Source organism: Klebsiella sp. R445, from assembly GCF_051131755.1.
GTDB lineage: Bacteria > Pseudomonadota > Gammaproteobacteria > Enterobacterales > Enterobacteriaceae > Klebsiella > Klebsiella lignicola.
The window spans coordinates 939588-958757 of the sequence record NZ_CP180446.1 but is presented as its reverse complement, the minus strand read 5'-3'; the positions used below and the strand labels follow the sequence as shown (position 1 = coordinate 958757).

Below are 19170 nucleotides of genomic sequence, written 5' to 3'. Positions count from 1 at the left end.
CACCGTCTGGCCGTTATCCCGCTTCCAACATGCCGAAGCTGACGATGCGGGAGCGGCCCTGTTCTTTGGCCCGGTACAGCGCCGCATCGGCGGCCCGCAGCAGGCTATCGCTCTGGGCATGCTGGGGGAAGCTGGCAATGCCAATGGAGACGTCCACCTGACCAAGATCGGTCGGACCATAGCGCAACGTCAGGTTGTGCACGTGGTTATAAATTTCCTGCGCGCAGGCCCGGGCTGACTCTTCATTGCTGCCGCCCAGCAGCACCAGAAACTCTTCTCCGCCGTAGCGGAACGCCATACCGATATCACGGACTTCGCGCTGAATAATCGCGGCCACGTTTTTGATCACCAGATCGCCGGCTTCATGGCCGTATTGATCGTTGATCGCTTTGAAATGATCGATATCGATCATCAGGCAACTCAATGGGGTATGGTTATTCACCGCGAGGCTGATTTGTGTATGCAAGGCATCATCCAGATGGTGGCGGTTGCGCAGCCCGGTGAGCGAGTCGAACAGCGCCTTTTCCAGCAGCGCGCTGCGCAAGCGCTGGTTCGCCAGGGCCAGGCCCAGCGCTTCGGCCATCAGTTCCAGATAGGCGCGAGACGGGGCGGATTCAGCGGTCACTTTGCTAAACGTCAGCAGGCCGATGGCTTCCCCCTGGGCAATCAACGGGACGCACAGCGACTGGCCGACAGACGACGCATGCAGGTGGTCGCAGGCGACATCAGGCTCGCCGTTCACCGGCGGATGGCTCTGTCCACGCCGCACCGCCCAGCAGTTGTCGGGATAAAATACCTCGGGTTCATCCGGTGGAGAGAGCCACTGCGCGGCACAGCGCAGCTGCCAGGGATCGGTCTCCAGGATATACAGTCGTCCCGGAATGCCTGGTGCCACGTTAGGGGCAAACAGCTCCGCGACCTTAACCACATCATCGAAGGACTCGCAGCCCTGCAGACGTTGCGTCATCCGCGCCAGCAGCTCCCTGATGGCCCAGTCGGCATCGCGCTCTTGCTCCAGACGCTGACGCGCCAGACCGTTTTCACGGAAGATGCGGATCGCCTGCGCCATATCGCCAATCTCATCGATCTGAGAAAACTGGGGCGCTTCGACGGCATAATCCTGCGAGGCAAGCCGCTGCACCACATCGCTTAAGCGAACGACCGGATACAACACCCGCCGCTGCAGGATAAACCCAAGCACAAACAGAAACATCAATGCCGTCAGGGCGACCATCACCTCTGATAGAGTGCGCCAGGTATGCGATTTTTCCGTCGCTTCGGCGATAGCGTTGTTGGCCCGACCTTCGAGCATCAAACGAAAGTGGTCGAGCTGGGTCTGAACCCGCTCCAGTTCCTGTTCAAAGGTGTCGCCGTAGAGCAGGTTGACGGCCTCTTTATCTGCACCCCGGTCGATGCTGGCGAGAGCGCTTTGTTCCTCGTCCCGAAGCTCATCGGCAATCTGTAGCCCGTCGCGCAACAGCACCAGCTCCTGGGCGGTGGCGCCCTGATCTTTCAGTTTCGTCAGGCGCTGCTCGATGGGGGCAAGCTCCCGCGCTTTCTGGCGATACTCCTGCAGCACTTCCGGGTCTTTGTTGATAACGAACGTGCGAGCGAGGTCGGAGAGGGCCCAGGTGTCGGTTTCCACCGCTTCGGTTAAGCGATCGAATTGTTGCATCTGTTGAACGGCCTGGCGTTCACTTTTTTCTGCGTTGGAAGCCATCAGCATGGCAATGCCGGAGGTAATAGTCAGACACACGGTGATCCCGTACGCCCAGTTGGTCATGGTGGCGATTCTCACCGGAATATTCCTTGCGTGCAGATGAATAAAAAATGATGTTATTGCTTATTATAGACCCCCGACCCGTCAACTCGCGGGCAGGGGATTAGCGGCGCTGTTTCCTGATGATATCGCGATGCAGATCCGCTGCATGCTGGCGTAAGGTGCAGTAGACATCCTTATCCAGCGTGCCCTTTATAACATCATTTTCGATCAGCTGTAATGCATCCTGGTAGCTCATGGCGATGCGGTAGGGACGGTCTTCCGTCAGGGCAGTGAAAATATCGGCAATGGCGATGATGCGGTCAGGCAGATGCAGATAATCCTCATTCAGGTGCAGGGGATAGCCACTGCCATCCAGTTTTTCATGATGGTTTGAGGCCCAGTTAATAATTTCGCCGAGTTCGCTGAAAGCGCTGAGCATCGCCCCGGTCATGTAGCTATGTTCGCGAACTTGCAGGAGCTCATCGCGGGTTAACTCGCCCTGTTTTTCCAGAATCGCCAGCGGGGTATAAATTTTACCGATATCGTGCAGATAGCCCGCCACTTCGATTTTTTTACACTCGATTTCCGGCAGCTGCATACAGGTGGCGAGCTGGCGGGATATTTCCCCAACCATAATGCTGTGGCTGGCGGTGAAACTGCTGTAGGTATCGACAATTTTGGCAATTAATAAGCAAAAATCTTTCAGGCCATCAATATCGATGTACAGGTCGTTAATCGGACCGATGATTTCCAGCATGCGCTGGATATGTCCGGGATGAAGGTGCAACCAGAAATGCTCTTTCTCTGCGAGTTGACACAGGGTCTGACAGAGCGTGGGGTCAATCTGATAATACAGCGCGCGAAACGCCTCGACGATTGCCCCCGATTGCCGCTCGGTGGTGATATTGCTGGTGGATAACAGACGTTCAAACGCATCGGCAAAAAAGACGATGTGCTCTTCCTGGCTCCCTTTATAGTCAGGGCTAAAATGGTGGTGGCGAATGATCGGCAGCAGCGGCGCGAGGGAGGATAACCCCTCAAGCATTTCCGCCCCCCGGTGCTGGTGGGGATCTTCAATATTATCAATATCATTGAGGGTGGTGACGACCCGCTTGTCGCCGAGCACACCAATATCGTGAAGCAATGCGGCACAGAAGATCGTCTGCTGCTGCGGACGCGGCAGCTTTAAGGCCAGCGACAGTTCGAGGGCAATTAAGGCCGTGCGTTGCATATGCAGTTGCAATACCGGGTTGATAACCTGGATAACGCGCGTAGTAAGTATTAACGCTGATTTTAAGGCGAGACGCATCGTTTTGCTCCCTTCGCGAGCCCCGGAGAAATAACTTTATTCTGGTTGTCGGTATCTTGATAACGTCGCTGTCGTGCAGGATAAAATGGCAGATGAGTGAATACCAGAGTGTGTACATTTTCACCCACGCCTAATACCGACACGCATTGTGCCAAAACGCGTGTCATAGCGAAAAAATCTGTAATGGCCGCTAGTTAATCATTTTGTCCATAAAAAGAAAATAAACAGCGGAAGGCCACGGTATTAATTTAGCGTCACTTTGATACATATCTATTTTCGCGATAAGCCCTTAGTTATTTTAGAACAGAACTGGCGATCGCTGCACAGAGAATAGCCATTTCAGATTCTTCGTGTTTCGCACGGATAATTAACGTTACCGGGCGACACCTGCTGGTTATTTCACCACGCACATCGGGTGCTGAGAAATCGGGTCGGGGTGAACTTCGGCATCCAGACTGAAAACGTCGCGCAGCATAGCGGGCGTCAGGACACTCTCGGGCGAACCCTGGGCTTGCACTTTGCCGCTGTTCAGTACCACCAGATGATCGCAGTAACGGCTGGCCTGGTTCAGGTCATGCAACACGGTGACGACCGTTTTGCCAGCCTGCTGCAACTGGCGCATCAGCTTCATCAGTTCCACCTGATGGTTGATGTCCAGCCAGGTGGTTGGCTCATCCAGCAATACCAGTGGAGTATCCTGGGCAAGGATCAGCGCCAGAAACGCCCGCTGTCGCTGGCCCCCTGACAATGCGCTGAGCTGCTGTTCTGCAAATGACGCCATGCCGGTTCGCTCAAGGGCGTCGCTGACAAGTCGCCGATCGCTCTCCGGGAGCCGTCCCCACAGCGGTAGCCACGGGCTGCGGCCATAGCCGACCAGCTCACGGACGGTGATCCCCTCAGGTGTCAGATGCTGCTGGGGCAGTAGCGCCAGATGGCGAGCCAGCTGCCGGGCGCTCAAGGCCGACAGCGGCCGTTCACCCAGCCAGATCTCGCCTGTCGTAGGGGCCAGTAAGCGCGAAAAACACTTCAGCAACGTCGATTTACCGCAGCCGTTCGGCCCCAGCAGGGCGGTGATTTTCCCGGAAGGAAGCGTCAGATTGAGCCCGCTCAGGATCTGTTTGGCGCCATATCCGGCATACAGATTTTCCGTTCTTAGTTCCATTTAGCGCATTCTCACAAGTAACCAGATAAACCACGGGGCGCCGATAATGGCGGTTAACACACCGGCCGGCAGCTCCATTGGAGGATGGATCGTCCGTGCCAGCAGATCCGCCAGCAGCAGAACCAGCCCACCCACCAGGGCAGAGAAGGGCAGCACATAGCGATGGCTTCCCCCGGTCAGGCGGCGGACCAGATGCGGCACCACCAGGCTGACAAAGGCTATCGGGCCACACACCGCGACGCTTACCGACGCCAGCGCCACTGCCAGCGCCAGGCCGTAGCCGTTGAGCCTGCTGATATTAACTCCCAGGGTTCCGGCACGTTCGTTGCCCAGCGCCAGCAGGTCGAGGTCACGACTGAACAGCAGGCTCAGCGGCAGCAACAGCGCCAGAACCGGCAGGGCCACCATGACGAAGGCGCTGTCACGCGCCCACAGGCTGCCCGTCAGCCATAACAGCGCGTTGTTGATATCCTGAGGCTGCGACAGCAGCAGGTAATCAGCGATGCTGGCCCAGCACGCAGAGAGCGCAACCCCGGTTAGCGCCAGGCGCATCGGGCGAGTGAAACCTGACAGGGCGATCAGCATCAGCATTGCCGCCATGCCGCCGATAAAGGCCAGCACCGGCAGCCATAGCAGCGGTAGCGACGGCAGGAAAGCGAGTGTCGCAACCGAGGTCAGGCTGGCCGCGTGATTGATGCCAAGAATATCCGGCGAGGCCAGCGGATTACGGACGATCCCCTGAATCAACACCCCGGAGACGGCCAACGCCGCGCCGATCATCAGCGCCAGCACCACGCGCGGCAGGCGATATTGCGTGAGGACATAATGATATTCGCTGCCGCTGCGCCAGCCCTCGAGCAGGGCATGCCAGGGCAGGGTAATCACCCCCATCCGCAGCGACAACACGGATAAGATAACCAGCAACAGCAGCAGGCTGAACAGCCGACATTTCATCCCCGCCTCCTGACCAGCCAGACAAAGCACGGGGCGCCAGCCAGCGCCAGCACCACCCCGGTCGGCAGTTCGCCGGGCCAGGCCAGGGCACGAGCGATCACATCGGCCAGCAGCATAAACATCGCCCCGAGCACCACGCTCATCGGGAGCAGGAGCCGGTGATCGTGACCGACCCACAGACGGGCCAGGTGCGGCATCAGCAGGCCGATAAATGCCACTGGACCGGCGACGCTCACGCAGGCGCCGGTTAACAGCAGCACCGCTGCGTGAATCAGCAGCCGCAGACGCGGCAGGTTTATGCCCAGCGAATGGGCGGCGGTATCGCTGACGTTGAGCAAGTTCAATGAATGGGCGAAGAGGCAGACCAGCGGAATAATCAACAGCGTAAAGGGAAACAGCTGCCAGAATTGTGCCCAGCGCACATGTGATACGCCCCCGGCCAGCCAGTATAAAATGCCGTAGGCGTGATCTTCCGTCAGCAGCAGGGTAATGCGGGTGAGCGCCATGCACAGCGCCGACAGCGCGATCCCGGCCAGAATCAGGCGGTTGCGATCCAGCTCATGGCGCCAGCCGCCGCCGGCGGTCATCACCAGCAGCCAGCTGATACCTCCGCCGCAGGCCGCGATAAACGCCAACGAATAGCCGGCCAACGGTGCCGGGCTGAACGCGCTGGTGAGGGACATTGCCAGCGCCGCGCCGCTGTTAATACCGAGCAGCGACGGCGAGGCCAGTGGATTATGGGTCAGCGTTTGCAGCAAGGTTCCGCACAGCGCCAGGCTGGCGCCCAGCAGCAGCGCCACCAGGCTGCGCGGCAGACGAATATTCAGCACCAGCGCCTGGGGCAGAGACGGCGAGTCGGGGGCGAGCAACGCGCGCAGCGCATCCAGCGGCGTAATCGGGATCGCGGAATAGCAAAACAGGCTCAGCCAGAACAGACCGGCCAGCATCAATAGCGGCGCAAACCAGCGCAACAGGACACCACGAGAAGGCTTCATTGCGGCACGTCAACCGCCTGGTGGTGAACCATTTTTACCATGTCGCTGGCAATGCGTTCGGCGGCAAAAATACCGCGCATCCGCGCCCAGCTGTTGCTGTCCACGGCGACGACCTGATGCTGTTGCTGCGCCTGCAGCATCTGCCATAGCGGGTCCTGCTGCCATTTGCGCACGATGCTTTCCGCCCGGTAGTGGGCCACCAACAGCCACTGCGGGTTCATCGCCAGCAGCTGCTCGAGGTTGATAGTCGCCATCGGCGCGCCGTTGATGGCCTGCGGCACCGTTAGCCCCAGCGCAACCAACACGCTGCCGGTATAGGTGTCGCGGGAGTGGAGCGTAAACTGCTGCTCGCGGGAGGTGCCAAACAGGACGTTTGCCCCCGCCGGGAGCTGACGGGCAAAATCGGCCATCCGCTGATGATGCCGCGCCAGACGCTGCGCCATGGCGGTTTCCTGGCCAATCACCTTGCCGATAATGGCCGCTGAATGCAGGTTTTCCTGGTAGGTTTCGTTGCGGGATTTCAGCAACAGCACCGGGGCAATCTGCCGCAGCGCGCCATAGATACCGCGGTGGCGGCTACTGTCGGCAATGATCAGGTCCGGGTGCAGGGCGCTGATGGCTTCCAGCGAGGGCTGCGCGCGGGTGCCGACCGACTGCCACGGTTTCAGGTGCGCGCGGACTTCCGGCAAAATACGCGACGGGTCGTTATCGTCGGCAATCCCAACGGGCGAGACGTCTACCGCCGCCAGCGCATCGGCGAAGGACAGCTCCAGCACTACGATACGCTGAGGAGTGTTCTCGAAGGTTACGGTTCCGTATTCATCCTGGACCGTGACGGCGAAAACCGGGCCGCTGAACACCAGCAGCATAGTGATGAAAAGACGTAAAACGGACGGCATACGTGCTCCTGTAAATGACAAGGCCCGGCAGATGCCGGGCAAGCAAAAACACCCCGCAGCGCCGCGATACTACGGCGCTGCGGGTGGTGGATCAGAACTTCATTGATCCTTGCAGATACACCGTACGCGGCTGACCGGCATAAAGACCTTTGTTGTTATCGTCGTAAGAGCGGGTGTAATAGTCGTGGTCGAAGATATTCTTCACCCCCAGCGCGAGGTTGAGATTTGCCATCTGCGGGCCAAAATCGTAGCCGACGCGCGCGCCCCACAGCATATAGCCGGGGATCCGCCCGGTGCTGCCGTCGGCGCTCTCTTCCACGGTATTGGCGTTATCAGCAAACTGGCTGGACTGGAAATCACTGTTGAGGTTAAAGGTCCACTGGCCTGGCTTGTAGTCCACGCCAAGGGTTCCTTTATGCTTCGGTGAAAACGGTACCTGGTTGCCGTAGGTGTCGCCTTTTTCCCGAATAACAGCGTTGACGTAGGCGTAGCTGGCGTAGACCGACAGGTTTTCCAGGCGCGGGGTGAGATCCCCAAGATCGTAGCGCGTCTGGGTTTCCAGGCCGCTGTGCCGGGTTTTACCGCGGGCGGTCACGGTATCGTTGGTCTGGTTGGAGTCGTACTGATTATTAAAGTTAATCAGGAACAGCCCCATTTCGGCGCTTAACGCGCCGTTGTCGTAGCGGGTACCGAACTCCCAGGTTCGGGCTTTTTCCGGCTCCACATTGCCGCTTTGCACAGCCTTGCCAATTTGGCTGTACTGTACGGTTCCGAACGATCCTTCGGTGTTGGCATAAAGATTCCAGCTGTCGTTGAGGTGATACAGCACGTTCAAGGCCGGCAGCGGTGCGTTGTAGCTGACCTGCTCGTGGGTGCCTTTCAGGTTATTGTCCTGGTAGGATTCGATGTGTTCAAACCGCATTCCGGGGGTGATGGTCCAGTCGCCAATATCAATACGATCGTCGATGTACCAGGCGTGCGCTTCGGTGCCAGAGCGTGTATCGCGATCGTACGGGCTGGCGGTGGTCGGTAGCTCGCCGCTGGCGGTGGTGGTGTAGTAGCGCATTTCGTGAGTGGCTTCATTCACGTAGCGGTAACCGACGCCGACTTCATGAGCGGAAGGGCCAATCATAAAGCTCTGGCTGTAGCGCGGTTCGATGCCGCGTACCCAGTATTCGCGCGGGGAGAGGGTGGTACGTTTTCCTTGATCCAGATAGCCGCTGCGCAGGGTGTGAGTGTAGAAACCCTGAATGTTGAATTTATGCTGGGCATCCGGCTGATACTGATAGCCGAGACTGGCGAGCTGGCGGCGTCCCCAGAAGCGGTCGTTAGGGCGGGCAGACTGCCAGCGGTCGGCGTTATAGTCGGCGCGTGAGAGGCCGCCGGGCATGTCCGCTTCACCGTCGTAATATTGCAGCAGGCTGTTAAAGGTATGTACCTCGTTTGGCGCATATTTGCTTTTCAGCATTACGTCATCGATACGGGTGGCGCTGTGTTTGCGCCAGTCGCTGCCGCGGGTACCGGAATAAAGCAGGGCGCTGCCGAAACCGTTGTCCGCGGTGCCGCCGATCATCAGGTTATGCGTCTCTTTCGGATTGTTTTGCGAAGAGGTCGGGCTGAGCTGACCTTCAACACCGGCCTCCATACCAAAATCCTGCGGAATAGCGCGGGTCACGAAGTTCACCACGCCGCCGACGCTCTGCGGCCCATAGCGCACCGCGCCGCCGCCGCGTACCACATCGATAGCATCCATGTTGCCGAGCGACACCGGGGCCAGCGACAGCTGCGGCTGGCCGTAAGGGGCGAACGGCACCGGAATGCCGTCCATCAGTACCGTGGAGCGGCTGGCAAGACGCGGGTTGAGGCCGCGAATACCGAAGTTCATCGCCAGATCGTGGCTGCCGGTCCCGTTGTTCTCCGGGGCGTTAACGCCTGGGATACGGTTCAGCACCTCGCGCATGGTGGTGGCCCCGGTTTTGGCGAAATCATCCCGACGGATAACATCGCGGGCGCCGGCGTGTTCAAACACATCGTTTTCCCGGGCGTCGCCCAGCCAGTCTCCGACCACCGTCAGCGTCGATTCCGTGCTGAGCGGCGTGGACTCGAGGGTCCAGGCATTATTGCCCAACGATTTCTGCTGCAGGCCGCTGCCGTCGAGCAGGGTTTGCAGACCCTCTTCAACGTCATAGCTGCCGTGCAGCCCGTTGCTGTGTTTTCCTCGCGTCAGGCTGGCATCCGCCGATAAGGCGATGCCACTCCGCGCGGCGTATTGGTTCAGTGCGTTGTCTAAATCCCCGGCAGCAATGTCAAACTGGGCAGCGGCAAATACCGGTGTCACGGTCAGCGCCGCGAGCGGCAGCAGGCTTAAACGGATGGCCATCACCAGAGGCATCGGTTTGCGTAAAACGCGGAAAGGCGTCATGTGTTCTCCATGATCGTTTTTGGTTGTCTTCATCTGTTAAGTCGAACGAGAAGATGAAAAGGGACAATGGAGAATGAGAATTTTTGGTATTTTTTTCTCAGGCGGCGATAACGGTGACCCAGTAGCGGGTGGCGAACTGCAGTTTCACCGGCAGCGTTTGGGCGATGATGTGTAAAATCGCGTCGGTATTGCCCAGCGGGAAGGTGCCGCTCAGCCGTAAATCGCCGGCCGCAGGATCGCAGCGCAGAATGCCGGGCCGATAGCGAGAGAGGGTCGCGATGACCTCGCGCAGCGGCCGATCGCGGAAGCTGAGCACCCCTTCGGTCCAGCTCTCTTCGCTGTGGTTTACCGGCTGCAGAGGGGAGAAACTCTCGCGGGTAAAGCGCTGGCTTTCACCGGCGTGAATAATGGCGTTCAGGCCGTTGGGCAATACGGCTTCTACCGCGTGCTGTAGCACCGTCAGGCGTGTCTCAGTGGCACACTGACGGACGATAAACTCGGTCCCCAGCGCGGTGAGTAAACCGTCGCGAGTCTGCACGCGAAACGGTCGCTGCTGTTTATCGCGCGCGGTGGTAATGGCAATCTCGCCGTAGCGCAACTTGACCAACCGCTGGCGGGCATCAAAGCGGACATCGGCGGCGCTGTCGGTATTCAGCGTGAGCAGGGTGCCATCATCGAGGGTATGGCGCAGCGGCATGCCTTTCGCCGTACGGTAATCGGCACGGTACCCGCTGGCCAGTTCGCTGTTCCAGATCTGCCAGCCGCTGCCGCCGACAATCAGCAGCATCACCCCTTTCAGGACCTGGCGGCGGGTCAGGCGGTTGTCGTTGAGGGTGCGGCTGGCAAGCGTGCCGGGGAGTTGCCCCATCTGCTGGCGCAGATTCTCCACCTGTTGCCACGCCCATTGGTGGTCGCGATCCTGTTCATACCATTGCTGCCAGCGCGCCTCCTGCTGCGGATTAGCCCGGCCGTCGCTCAATACCGCGTACCAGTGCGAAGCAGAACGTAGCGCCTGACGACGGGACTCGCTTAATGATGTGTTCACAGGCCGTTCTCCAGGCGGAACAGCAGGCAGTGTTCGGTGGCTTTGGCGATATATTTTTTGATAGAGCTGACGGAGACTCCCAGTCGAACGGCAATCTCGGCGTAGGTCAGGCCTTCAAGCTGCGACAGCAAAAAGGCCTCGCGGGCCTTGCGGCTCAGGCCATCAAGCATGGCATCGATCTGCTGTAATGTTTCGAGCTGGCTTTGCTGTAATTCCGGAGAAGGGGCAAGTTCTTCGGGGAGCTGGGCCATCATTTCCAGCCAGGCACGTTCCAGGGCGTTACGGCGGAACAGATCGATCATCACCCGTTTTGCCACGGTGCAGAGAAAGGATTTCGGATCGCGAATGGTGGCTAACGCCTCGCCACTCATTAACCGTAAGAATGTATCCTGGGCAACGTCGTCAGCGTCATGGGCAGATTGCAGCTTCCGGGTAAGCCACGTTTTCAGCCAACCGTGATGGGCCTGGTAAAGCGACGCAAGCGTCAAAGGTGTGCTGGTGGCGGAAAGCTGAGACATGACCGGGTTCGAAGCAAGTTATCAATAAGGTTTATGTTAATATGAGAATGGTTCTCATTTCAATTGAAATGCGGCTAAAAAGGCGCTAACGGGCAATAATATCAATAAGTGATTGTTGCGATTGATGAATTGATCTGCATTCGGTGTATCAGACCATGAAGTGCGCCGCCAGCAGGGCATCCTCGCTGGTTTAGGGTAAAGAACGATAATTATTCGTTATAATTGAGTAAAGGATCGTTTATTTTGTAAGAGTAAAAAGCATTAGCATAATTTATAAAATTGAGGGGATTCTTATTTCATAGATAAAAAAGGAATGAAAATATCCACTCCCTGAAATTTTCAAATGAAATTGCGGCGACAATAATCAGTAGCTATATTCCGCAGCTATTTTATGACCACCCTTTATTGTTTTAATGATCTGGCGCATCGACAACGGTGAGGGCGGGCGGTCTCAACCGTTAGCCTAGTCATAGCGGGGCCTGCGGTAGTGGACGATCGCAGAAGTTGCAAGTTGGTTTAATAATGTGCAATCAGATTAACGACATAATTAGCGAATAAAGTATTGGCACGGTAAATAATTGTAATCAACGCTTCTTTTTTATTTTACATTCTGTTACAGTTGTGGCGTTATTATGCTTTTTTCACACCAGCGGCGTTTTTTACTTGCCCGAGTGAATTTAGCCGGATTACTATTGTCATAGTTGCTATACGTACCGCCTAACGACTGATGAAGGGACTTCGTTTTTTCCTTAAGCGTTACCCCATTTATAGACGTTTACAGGAAAAATCATGCCTTGCGCTTTTAATAAAAGTCTACTTCACCCTCGCAACTGGGGGACCTGGTTTGGCCTCGCCATACTCTGGTTAATAGTGCAATTACCCTATCCACTTCTCCATACTATTGGTACCAGCGCGGGTAAGGCCTCACGCCGTTTTCTCAAGCGCCGGGAACATATCGCCCGACGTAATCTTGAACTGTGCTTCCCGGACATGTCCGCCGAAGCGCGAGAAAAAATGATTGAACAGAACTTCATGTCGCTGGGTATGGGGCTTATCGAAACGGGTATGGCCTGGTTCTGGAGCGACGAGCGGGTCAAAAAATGGTTTGACGTTGAAGGCTTCGATAATCTCAGCAAAGCGCTGAGTGCCGGGCAGGGCGTGATGGTGGTAGGCGTGCACTTTATGTCGCTGGAGCTTGGCGGTCGTACTATGGGCCTGTGTCGGCCAATGATGGCGACCTATCGTCCGCACAACAGCCCGTTGATGGAGTGGGTACAGACCCGCGGACGACTGCGTTCAAATAAAGCGATGATCGATCGTCGTAATTTGTCTGGCCTGGTGCATGCGCTGAAAGCCGGCGAAGCAGTGTGGTTTGCCCCGGATCAGGACTACGGCCCGAAAGGCAGCGTGTTTGCGCCGTTCTTCTCTGTTCCGCAGGCGGCGACCACTAACGGTACCTATGTGCTCTCTCGCCTGTCAGGGGCGAAGATGCTGAGCATCAGCATGGTGCGCAAAGCCGACAGAAAAGGCTACACCTTATATATCAGCGATGTGCTGAACGATTATCCTGGTGAGGATAAACAGGATGCCGCCAGCTATATCAATAAAGTGATCGAAAAAGAGATTCTGCGCGCACCGGAGCAATATTTGTGGGTGCATCGCCGTTTCAAAACGCGTCCGCTGGGTGAAGGTTCACTCTACTAATTCAACAAGCACCGTAAGCGCTTTCAAAATCGCAGCAGTTGCGTTAACGTGAGCGCGATCATGTTTTTTGTTGAAAGCGAAGGAGTGCAGCGTGTTCGCTGAGTTTGGTGTACTGAATTATTTGACCTACCTGGTCGGGGCTATTTTTATCATCCTGGTTCCCGGCCCTAATACTTTTTTTGTTCTGAAAACCGGGATTGCTCACGGCGTAAAGAAAGGCTATCTGGCGGCGGCCGGGGTGTTCATTGGTGATGCCGTACTGATGATGCTGGCTTTTGCCGGTGTCGCGACGCTGATTAAGACCACGCCGGTGTTATTTAATATCGTTCGCTATCTGGGGGCGATTTACCTGCTGTGGCTTGGTGGCAAAATGCTGTACGCTGTGCTGACCCAGCGGGACGGGCATGCCGATGCCAGTGCCGAGCCGGGGAGCGCGATCCTGAAACGCTCGCTGACGTTGAGCCTGACCAATCCGAAAGCCATCCTCTTCTATGTCTCGTTTTTCGTGCAGTTTATTGACGTGAGCGCGAAAACGCCGGGACTGGCATTCTTTATTCTGGCGCTGACGCTGGAGATCATTAGCTTTATGTATATGAGCTTCCTGATCCTCTCCGGTTCGTTCGTGACGCGCTATGTGAAAACGAAAACCAAGCTGGCAAAAATCGGTAACAGCCTGATTGGCCTTGTTTTCGTCGGCTTTGCCGCGCGACTGGCAACGCTGCAATCCTGACCTGCAGGCCGGTAACCATCCCGGCCAGGCAGTGGTAATCACTACGTTGTAACAAAAACCCTTCAATTTTTATTGCATTGATGTTACATATACAGCCGATTATCGGTCAGTCAAAAGGGAACCCGGATGATTCTGCAAAAACTCATCAGCAATAAAAACAGCAAGAAATTCTTCTTGTCGATAGGGATTGTGTTTGCCATCGCGCTTACCGTGGTTGGGCGTGCGACGTTCGGCGGCGTGGTAAGCGAATACAATATGCCGTATTCGGAGTGGACGGTGTCGATGTTCTTCCTGCAAGGGGCGATGGTGACCGTTTACAGCACCGTGTTCACGCTGCTGTTCTCTATTCCGCTGGGGTTCTTCTTTTTAGGTTCCGATCGTCAGGACTGATTGCCAGTCTCTATAAAACGGGGCGAACCGACGTTCGCCCTGCTTGATGCTTCGCTCACTAATCCCTCAATTACCAACCGCGACCGTCATAATGATGGTGGTGGCGCCCGTGATGATAGCCATCATGCACGATACAACCCGATAACAGCGTGCATAGCGTAAGTAGCAACGTTAACACGATCGGTTTTTTCATTTCTCACTTCTCCGCTGGTCCACCGTCCGCGGGCAAAGGGCCTGCGGAATCGGCTGATGAAGTGAGTGTATAGCGTTAAGTTATTGAGTGGATAAGACAACTCTGCAATTTCAGCCTGATAAAAAATGCGATTACCACCAGCCGAACTGCACGCCTGCCAGCGCAATAATGGCGACGATGAGCATAATAATGGTGCTTTTTTTCATCACGCGCCTCCCGGCGACGCGTAACCGCCGACAAAAAACCAACCGAGAAAAATAACGGCGACGATAAAGATGGCCACCGGGAAAAGAATACCCAATCTCATTGTGTTACCTCTGGGGCCAGACATCGTGCCCGCAATATAAGAGTCCATTAAGCCGCGCTATCATACCTTAATCAAGATACAGGAAGGTTTGTTTGCGACGGGATTTTTTATCCTGATACATGGCATCATCGGCGGCACGTAAAGCGCCTTCAACATCCTGGTTATGAGGATTAACGTCAATAACGCCAAAGCTGGCCCCAGGATAATCGATCCGGTGGCCGGCGAGATGATACACCCCGCTTAAGGCCTGGCGCAGCGTGGCGACAAAGGCTTGCTGCTGTGCGGCATCCCGTTCGGCGCCAACCACTAAAAACTCATCGCCACCCAGTCGTCCCACCAGATCGCCAGGTTCAAGGTGGGCAGTTAAGCGTTCGCCAATCTGAATTAAGAAGCTGTCGCCGCACTGGTGACCGAAGCGATCGTTAATCGCTTTAAAATCGTCAAGGTCAATAAAGGCCATCAGGATATTGCGCTGCTGCTCACGCGCACGGGGAAATATCGACGTCAGGTGTTTAAACAACGCCCGACGGTTCGCCAGCCCGGTGAGTTCATCGGTATAAGAGTGCATCTCTAACGCGACGTTGGCCTCGCGCAGTTGGTCAACCAGCGTCTCTTTCTCAATATAGTGAGAGATTAAATTCGCAAACAGCCCCATGACCTGCTCGCCCTCAAGGTTGAAGGGCTGCTTATCGCGGCTGGTGGCGCACAGCGTGCCATACAGCGAGCCGTCGGCGAGGCGCACGGGGATGCTGAAGAAGGTCATGATCCCCAGCTCTTGAGCGGCAATGCACGAGCGCCAGCGATGGTTGACATCATTGCTAAACTGGCAGTTCTCGTCGATGGCTCGTTTGCATAATGAATCATTCCAGGGCACGGAAAACCCTTCCGGGATCTGCATAACGCTGCTGTTATGTGCATACATAATAAGCTGACGCTGTGCTTCAAAATCAATACGAGTCAGATACGTCGACTCCATTCTGGTCACCAGCTCCAGCATCTCAAGCAACTGCCGAACTAATAATTCCAGGGAATGTTCGTTGGCGAGTGTTTGCGAAACACGAGCAAGAATAAAATCTGACATGAATGTACGGCTCCCGATCGCGAGTGAAGACAGCCAGCAGATCCAGCTGGCGACGGCTACCCACGAAAAGTAAACATAGATACATCAAATTTAACACATTAATTCGAGGAATACTTGCGATCGCAGCGGGGGGGGAAAAAGCCCCGTCGGGTGCATTACCCAGAACCGGTAGTTGTGGCTTTCGACAGTGGAATGCGGGTTGCGCGGCACCCAACACCATCGAAAGCTATATTTTACTGCCTAAGTGTGGACAAAATGTGGACGTTCTCCGCATCAATGCCACCCCTTAACGGGTTAAGCAAAATGGCATCCTGTAAGTACTCAGGCGCAAAGTGAGCATAGGCCATTGTTTGCTCAATTCTTGCGTGTCCGAGGATCCTTTGTAACGTTATGATGCTTCCCCCATTAATCATAAAGTGCGTCGCGAAACTGTGTCTTAAGGCATGCGTAGACTGACCAGTCGGGAGATCCGGTTTTACTTCCCGAAGTGTCTGCCTGAAGTCGGTATATGACGCACTGGTGAACAACAAACCGCGCTTACCACCGGCTATGAATTTCGCGACTTCTGCGGATACTGGAACAGTGCGCAGCTTGTTGCTCTTGGTTTTAACAAACGTTACGCGATTCTGTATGATGTTTTCCGCCTTAAGTCGTGCTGCTTCACCCCAACGGGCACCGGTGCTTAAACAGAGAATTGCGATCTTCTTGTTGTCGCCAACGAGCTTGGAGAGCAACAGGGCTATCTCTCCTTCGGTCAGATATCCGGTTTCAGGTACTTCTTCTTTCAGCTTTTTCCTGCCCCGAATTGGATGCTCGCCGGAGAACAATTCAGCCTCAATTAGTGCAGTGAACATGCCACTGGTGCTATTGAGGTCGCGGTTTATGGTCGAAGCTTTAATGCCCTGGCTTCTTCTTGCCGAGTAGTACCGACTTATCAGTGCTTTTGTAATCTGAAATGCACAAGGATCGTTAGTCATCCTGCAGAACGTCTCAATCTTGTTGCGATTTATCCGTCCATGCTCCTCGTGTTTTCCCTTCAAATTCCACCAGAGCTGTATTAACTCAGACAGATGCCGCTTATCTGTCGGTTTTGATAACCACTCTTTGGTGTGGTGGTTAAACTGCGTGTGCTTCTCAAATGCTACCGCTTCACTCTTCTTGTCAAATCTCCTGCGGATGCGCTTTCCGTTGCGCCCTGCAGGCCTGATGTCCACTTCATATCGACCATCATCGAGTTTCTTAATTGTCATAAGAAATCCCTCCGATTGGTTCGCTTCTTACTTCTACTTGATTCTCTATGCCTGGGTGGTGGGTGTTTCGCGACTAGCTGCATGCACTTGTAATGCATGTAGTGTCGATAAACCGTCAGCCAGTCTTTTGGTCTGAGGACTGAGATTTTTCCGAGCCTTGCCCAAAGTGTGCGAGAGCCGGTGCTATCTGACCGGACTCAGGTGCTACCTGGTCGGCCATAAACCACATGGTGTATTTAGTGAACCTAGGGTGCTGTAGTAGCCTCATGATTGCTTCCACTCCTGGTTTTTTATCACCGGCCTCATAGCCACAAAATGAACCGTAGGCAATGCCAGTTAATTCACTGATTTCCTTTCTGTTTAGCCTCTCTGACTCTCTAATGAGCTTGATTTTTTCATGTACCGGGGTTGACATAAGTTCTCCATAAGATGATTATTCTCCTATAGTGGAATAAATTACTTATGGTAAATTTTCCCTATAGGAGCAATTAAAACCCATTCAGAGCAATTAATTGCACTAACGGAGAATCGTAACAGATGAATAAGCAGCTTGTAAGCAGTACTGATGCTCTGCCTTATCAGGAGTTCGCCAGGCTCATTGGAAAAACCCCTGCAGCTGTGAAGGGCATGATCGAGAAAGGGAAGTTACCGGTGATTGAGATGACAGATCCTCAATCTACCTCTGGCCGTGCTGGGGAATATTGGGTTTACCTTCCGGCCTGGAACAACGGCATGAAACTGGCCTACGAAAGTCGCCCAAAAGAAATCAGGGAAGGGTGGTTAATGTGGTTGGGACTGGGTTAACCCAGTTGATCCCAGATTTCAGGAGATAACACATGAAGAGAGGAGCACGCGGGGCGGTATTACATCTCAACAGCAAAACCAGCCTTTACTGTGGCTTTACTATTCTGAGACTCCCACGCAAAAAACCGTACAACCGCCAGCGTTATCAAATTACGCATGAAGGCCATTATTACGGCATCGACTTCGCGTTAGCGGAAGCGTGCAGAACGATAGACCGAATTATTAATGCGGACCTCTTTATTATTCACTAAAGGAGAGCGAGTAAATGAAACGCCTTTATGCTGATCAGATTAATAAGATGTTGGAAGATTATTATTTCAACCTTGAAAATAACCCGCAGGGTCGCGAGTCTCATTACGGCGTATTAGCCAGCGGTGTCCAGCATGTCTACGGTGCCGCTTTCTGCATGAATGATGATGACACCCTCTGTGAACTTCGCCCATCCATTACCGCCATCATGAATGGTGAGATACCGCCACCAATTGTACTAGAGCATGCCATATGAGCATGTTCACCGAAGAGAAGACCTCCTGGGCACAGGAAATGGTGATCCGCGAGGCGGTAGAAAACGCCGCGCAGGGTTTTACTGTCCATCTTAAGAATGGTTGTGTCATTGGTGTGCCAGCAAACAGCCCGTCAATTGAACTCATTATTTACGGTCTGGAAAAAGAAATTCGTGGTAATCACGAACGCGCGCGAATGACCTTTATTGATTTCATGTATTACTGGCATGAAAGGTTATTCAAGCAGATAAAAAGAAAACCGCGACCTAACCACTAATTAACCAGCGTTAAAAATAACGGCATTCACTTTGCCGGGGATCCGCTTTGCCTTTTTCAGGAGGTTGTATGTCGGTTACGTCGATAAAGCTAGAGGGCGGAATAAGTGACCCACAGTTTGTAGAAATTAGCACAAATGCGCGTAGGCAAGAGCGTATTCATTTACTGGGGCTTCTTCGCATCCTTATGGCCCACCTCGAAAAGGAAAACGTTGCCGCAGATGAAATTCATGCAGCTGTAGAGCTGTGGATCATCAACCGTGAAATAGCCCCACCCATCAAGGACTCAAAACAATGAACCATTTAATGATTGATTTGATTAATGTCTACGAGAAACAGTCTTCCCCTCTGTGTGCAATCGAAGCTGTGTTCTTTGAACCGTCAACTGGTCAGATTGGGAAGACGTTTTATTCCTCAATCGATATCCGTAAAGCGCAGAGCCTGAAAGGGCGTCTCAGTATTCAGACTGCGTTTGATTGGATGAAAAAAGATCCTCACTGGCGCGCAGAAGTGATGAGTGCCACCGCAGCTGAAGAGGGGGTGCTTTGCGACCTTGCAGGTTTCATTGCTGATAACACCCAGCCCCAGAATGCAGCGCTATTTGTCTGGTTCAAAGATACCCCGGAAAAGTTGGTTTCGCTGCGCTATGCCGCGGATCGCTCAGAGGTGTCTGGCATTTTCCCTGAAGGTACAAAATTCCGCTGTATCCGCTCTCTTCTCGATCTTGCCGCATGCACGGGTTATGCACCACACGCGCGAAACGAGATGGTGCGTTACACACTCACTGATGCGCTCTATCAAGCGGGGCAGGTCTGCGAGATCTGGCGGCGGCTGACAAATCCATATATTGAATCGCTGTGAGGGCTG

General features: G+C 54.6%; 22 protein-coding genes. 8 read left to right on the top strand and 14 right to left on the bottom strand.

The window, feature by feature from the left end; all coding sequences use genetic code 11:
* Nucleotides 1–13: 13 nt before the first annotated feature.
* From ACMYSN_RS04480 to fecI, 9 genes are all read right to left on the bottom strand, one after another.
* Nucleotides 14–1798: a diguanylate cyclase gene (locus ACMYSN_RS04480; RefSeq protein ID WP_462497159.1), complete on the bottom strand. Its 1785-nt coding sequence runs from the start codon at nt 1796–1798 to the stop codon at nt 14–16.
* Nucleotides 1799–1883: 85 nt separating this feature from the next.
* Nucleotides 1884–3071: an HD domain-containing phosphohydrolase gene (locus tag ACMYSN_RS04475; protein WP_462497158.1), complete on the bottom strand. Its 1188-nt coding sequence runs from the start codon at nt 3069–3071 to the stop codon at nt 1884–1886.
* Between the two features lie 394 nt (nt 3072–3465).
* Nucleotides 3466–4233: a Fe(3+) dicitrate ABC transporter ATP-binding protein FecE gene (gene fecE, locus ACMYSN_RS04470; RefSeq protein ID WP_462497157.1), complete on the bottom strand. Its 768-nt coding sequence runs from the start codon at nt 4231–4233 to the stop codon at nt 3466–3468.
* Entirely contained in the window at nt 4234–5187 is a 954-nt protein-coding gene (gene fecD, locus ACMYSN_RS04465) for an ABC transporter permease (protein WP_462497156.1), read from the bottom strand.
* Nucleotides 5184–6182, bottom strand: a complete 999-nt coding sequence (gene fecC / locus ACMYSN_RS04460) for an iron-dicitrate ABC transporter permease FecC (RefSeq protein WP_462497155.1) — start codon at nt 6180–6182, stop codon at nt 5184–5186. Before fecC ends, fecD begins: the two co-directional genes overlap by 4 nt.
* On the bottom strand, nt 6179–7081 hold the full coding sequence (locus ACMYSN_RS04455) for a TroA family protein (protein WP_462497154.1): 903 nt from the start codon (nt 7079–7081) through the stop codon (nt 6179–6181). Before ACMYSN_RS04455 ends, fecC begins: the two co-directional genes overlap by 4 nt.
* A 91-nt stretch (nt 7082–7172) precedes the next feature.
* On the bottom strand, nt 7173–9503 hold the full coding sequence (gene fecA / locus ACMYSN_RS04450; RefSeq protein WP_462497153.1) for a TonB-dependent Fe(3+) dicitrate receptor FecA: 2331 nt from the start codon (nt 9501–9503) through the stop codon (nt 7173–7175).
* Nucleotides 9504–9600: 97 nt separating this feature from the next.
* The gene (fecR, locus tag ACMYSN_RS04445) at nt 9601–10548 is read right to left on the bottom strand and encodes a FecR family protein (RefSeq protein WP_462497152.1); all 948 of its coding nucleotides are present in this window, start codon (nt 10546–10548) and stop codon (nt 9601–9603) included.
* Entirely contained in the window at nt 10545–11066 is a 522-nt protein-coding gene (gene fecI / locus ACMYSN_RS04440; protein WP_154143668.1) for a ferric citrate uptake sigma factor FecI, read from the bottom strand. Before fecI ends, fecR begins: the two co-directional genes overlap by 4 nt.
* 789 nt (nt 11067–11855) lie before the next feature.
* Between fecI and lpxP the strand changes: the two genes are divergently transcribed.
* The 3 genes from lpxP (at nt 11856) to ACMYSN_RS04425 (ending at nt 13890) form a co-directional block, all read left to right on the top strand.
* The gene (gene lpxP, locus ACMYSN_RS04435; protein ID WP_123753962.1) at nt 11856–12770 is read left to right on the top strand and encodes a kdo(2)-lipid IV(A) palmitoleoyltransferase; all 915 of its coding nucleotides are present in this window, start codon (nt 11856–11858) and stop codon (nt 12768–12770) included.
* Between the two features lie 91 nt (nt 12771–12861).
* Nucleotides 12862–13500: a leucine efflux protein gene (gene leuE, locus ACMYSN_RS04430; protein WP_462497151.1), complete on the top strand. Its 639-nt coding sequence runs from the start codon at nt 12862–12864 to the stop codon at nt 13498–13500.
* Between the two features lie 126 nt (nt 13501–13626).
* Nucleotides 13627–13890, top strand: coding sequence for a DUF2534 family protein (locus ACMYSN_RS04425; RefSeq protein WP_123753964.1), 264 nt, complete (start codon nt 13627–13629; stop codon nt 13888–13890).
* Between the two features lie 70 nt (nt 13891–13960).
* On the opposite strand, the gene ACMYSN_RS04420 is transcribed toward ACMYSN_RS04425, so the two are convergent.
* From ACMYSN_RS04420 to ACMYSN_RS04400, 5 genes are all read right to left on the bottom strand, one after another.
* Nucleotides 13961–14083 (bottom strand): hypothetical protein, encoded by a 123-nt coding sequence (locus ACMYSN_RS04420; RefSeq protein WP_227540094.1) that lies wholly within the window; start codon nt 14081–14083, stop codon nt 13961–13963.
* 205 nt (nt 14084–14288) lie between these two features.
* Entirely contained in the window at nt 14289–14390 is a 102-nt protein-coding gene (locus ACMYSN_RS04415; protein ID WP_123755447.1) for a YoaK family small membrane protein, read from the bottom strand.
* 67 nt (nt 14391–14457) lie between these two features.
* The gene (locus ACMYSN_RS04410) at nt 14458–15471 is read right to left on the bottom strand and encodes a sensor domain-containing diguanylate cyclase (protein ID WP_462497150.1); all 1014 of its coding nucleotides are present in this window, start codon (nt 15469–15471) and stop codon (nt 14458–14460) included.
* Between the two features lie 233 nt (nt 15472–15704).
* Nucleotides 15705–16721, bottom strand: coding sequence for a phage integrase (locus ACMYSN_RS04405; protein WP_174508989.1), 1017 nt, complete (start codon nt 16719–16721; stop codon nt 15705–15707).
* A 115-nt stretch (nt 16722–16836) separates the two neighbouring features.
* Nucleotides 16837–17136: a helix-turn-helix domain-containing protein gene (locus ACMYSN_RS04400; protein WP_266199517.1), complete on the bottom strand. Its 300-nt coding sequence runs from the start codon at nt 17134–17136 to the stop codon at nt 16837–16839.
* Between the two features lie 122 nt (nt 17137–17258).
* On the opposite strand from ACMYSN_RS04400, the gene ACMYSN_RS04395 reads away from it, so the two are divergent.
* From ACMYSN_RS04395 to ACMYSN_RS04375, 5 genes are all read left to right on the top strand, one after another.
* Complete coding sequence (locus ACMYSN_RS04395; protein ID WP_266199516.1) at nt 17259–17525, top strand: regulatory phage cox family protein; 267 nt, start codon at nt 17259–17261, stop codon at nt 17523–17525.
* Nucleotides 17526–17790: 265 nt separating this feature from the next.
* Nucleotides 17791–18030 (top strand): DUF4754 family protein, encoded by a 240-nt coding sequence (locus ACMYSN_RS04390; protein WP_462497149.1) that lies wholly within the window; start codon nt 17791–17793, stop codon nt 18028–18030.
* Nucleotides 18031–18032: 2 nt separating this feature from the next.
* Nucleotides 18033–18305, top strand: a complete 273-nt coding sequence (locus ACMYSN_RS04385; protein ID WP_099843220.1) for a hypothetical protein — start codon at nt 18033–18035, stop codon at nt 18303–18305.
* A gap of 68 nt (nt 18306–18373) precedes the next feature.
* Nucleotides 18374–18601, top strand: coding sequence for a hypothetical protein (locus ACMYSN_RS04380; protein ID WP_174508986.1), 228 nt, complete (start codon nt 18374–18376; stop codon nt 18599–18601).
* Nucleotides 18598–19164: a 3'-5' exonuclease gene (locus tag ACMYSN_RS04375; protein WP_462497148.1), complete on the top strand. Its 567-nt coding sequence runs from the start codon at nt 18598–18600 to the stop codon at nt 19162–19164. Before ACMYSN_RS04380 ends, ACMYSN_RS04375 begins: the two co-directional genes overlap by 4 nt.
* Nucleotides 19165–19170 lie beyond the last annotated feature (6 nt).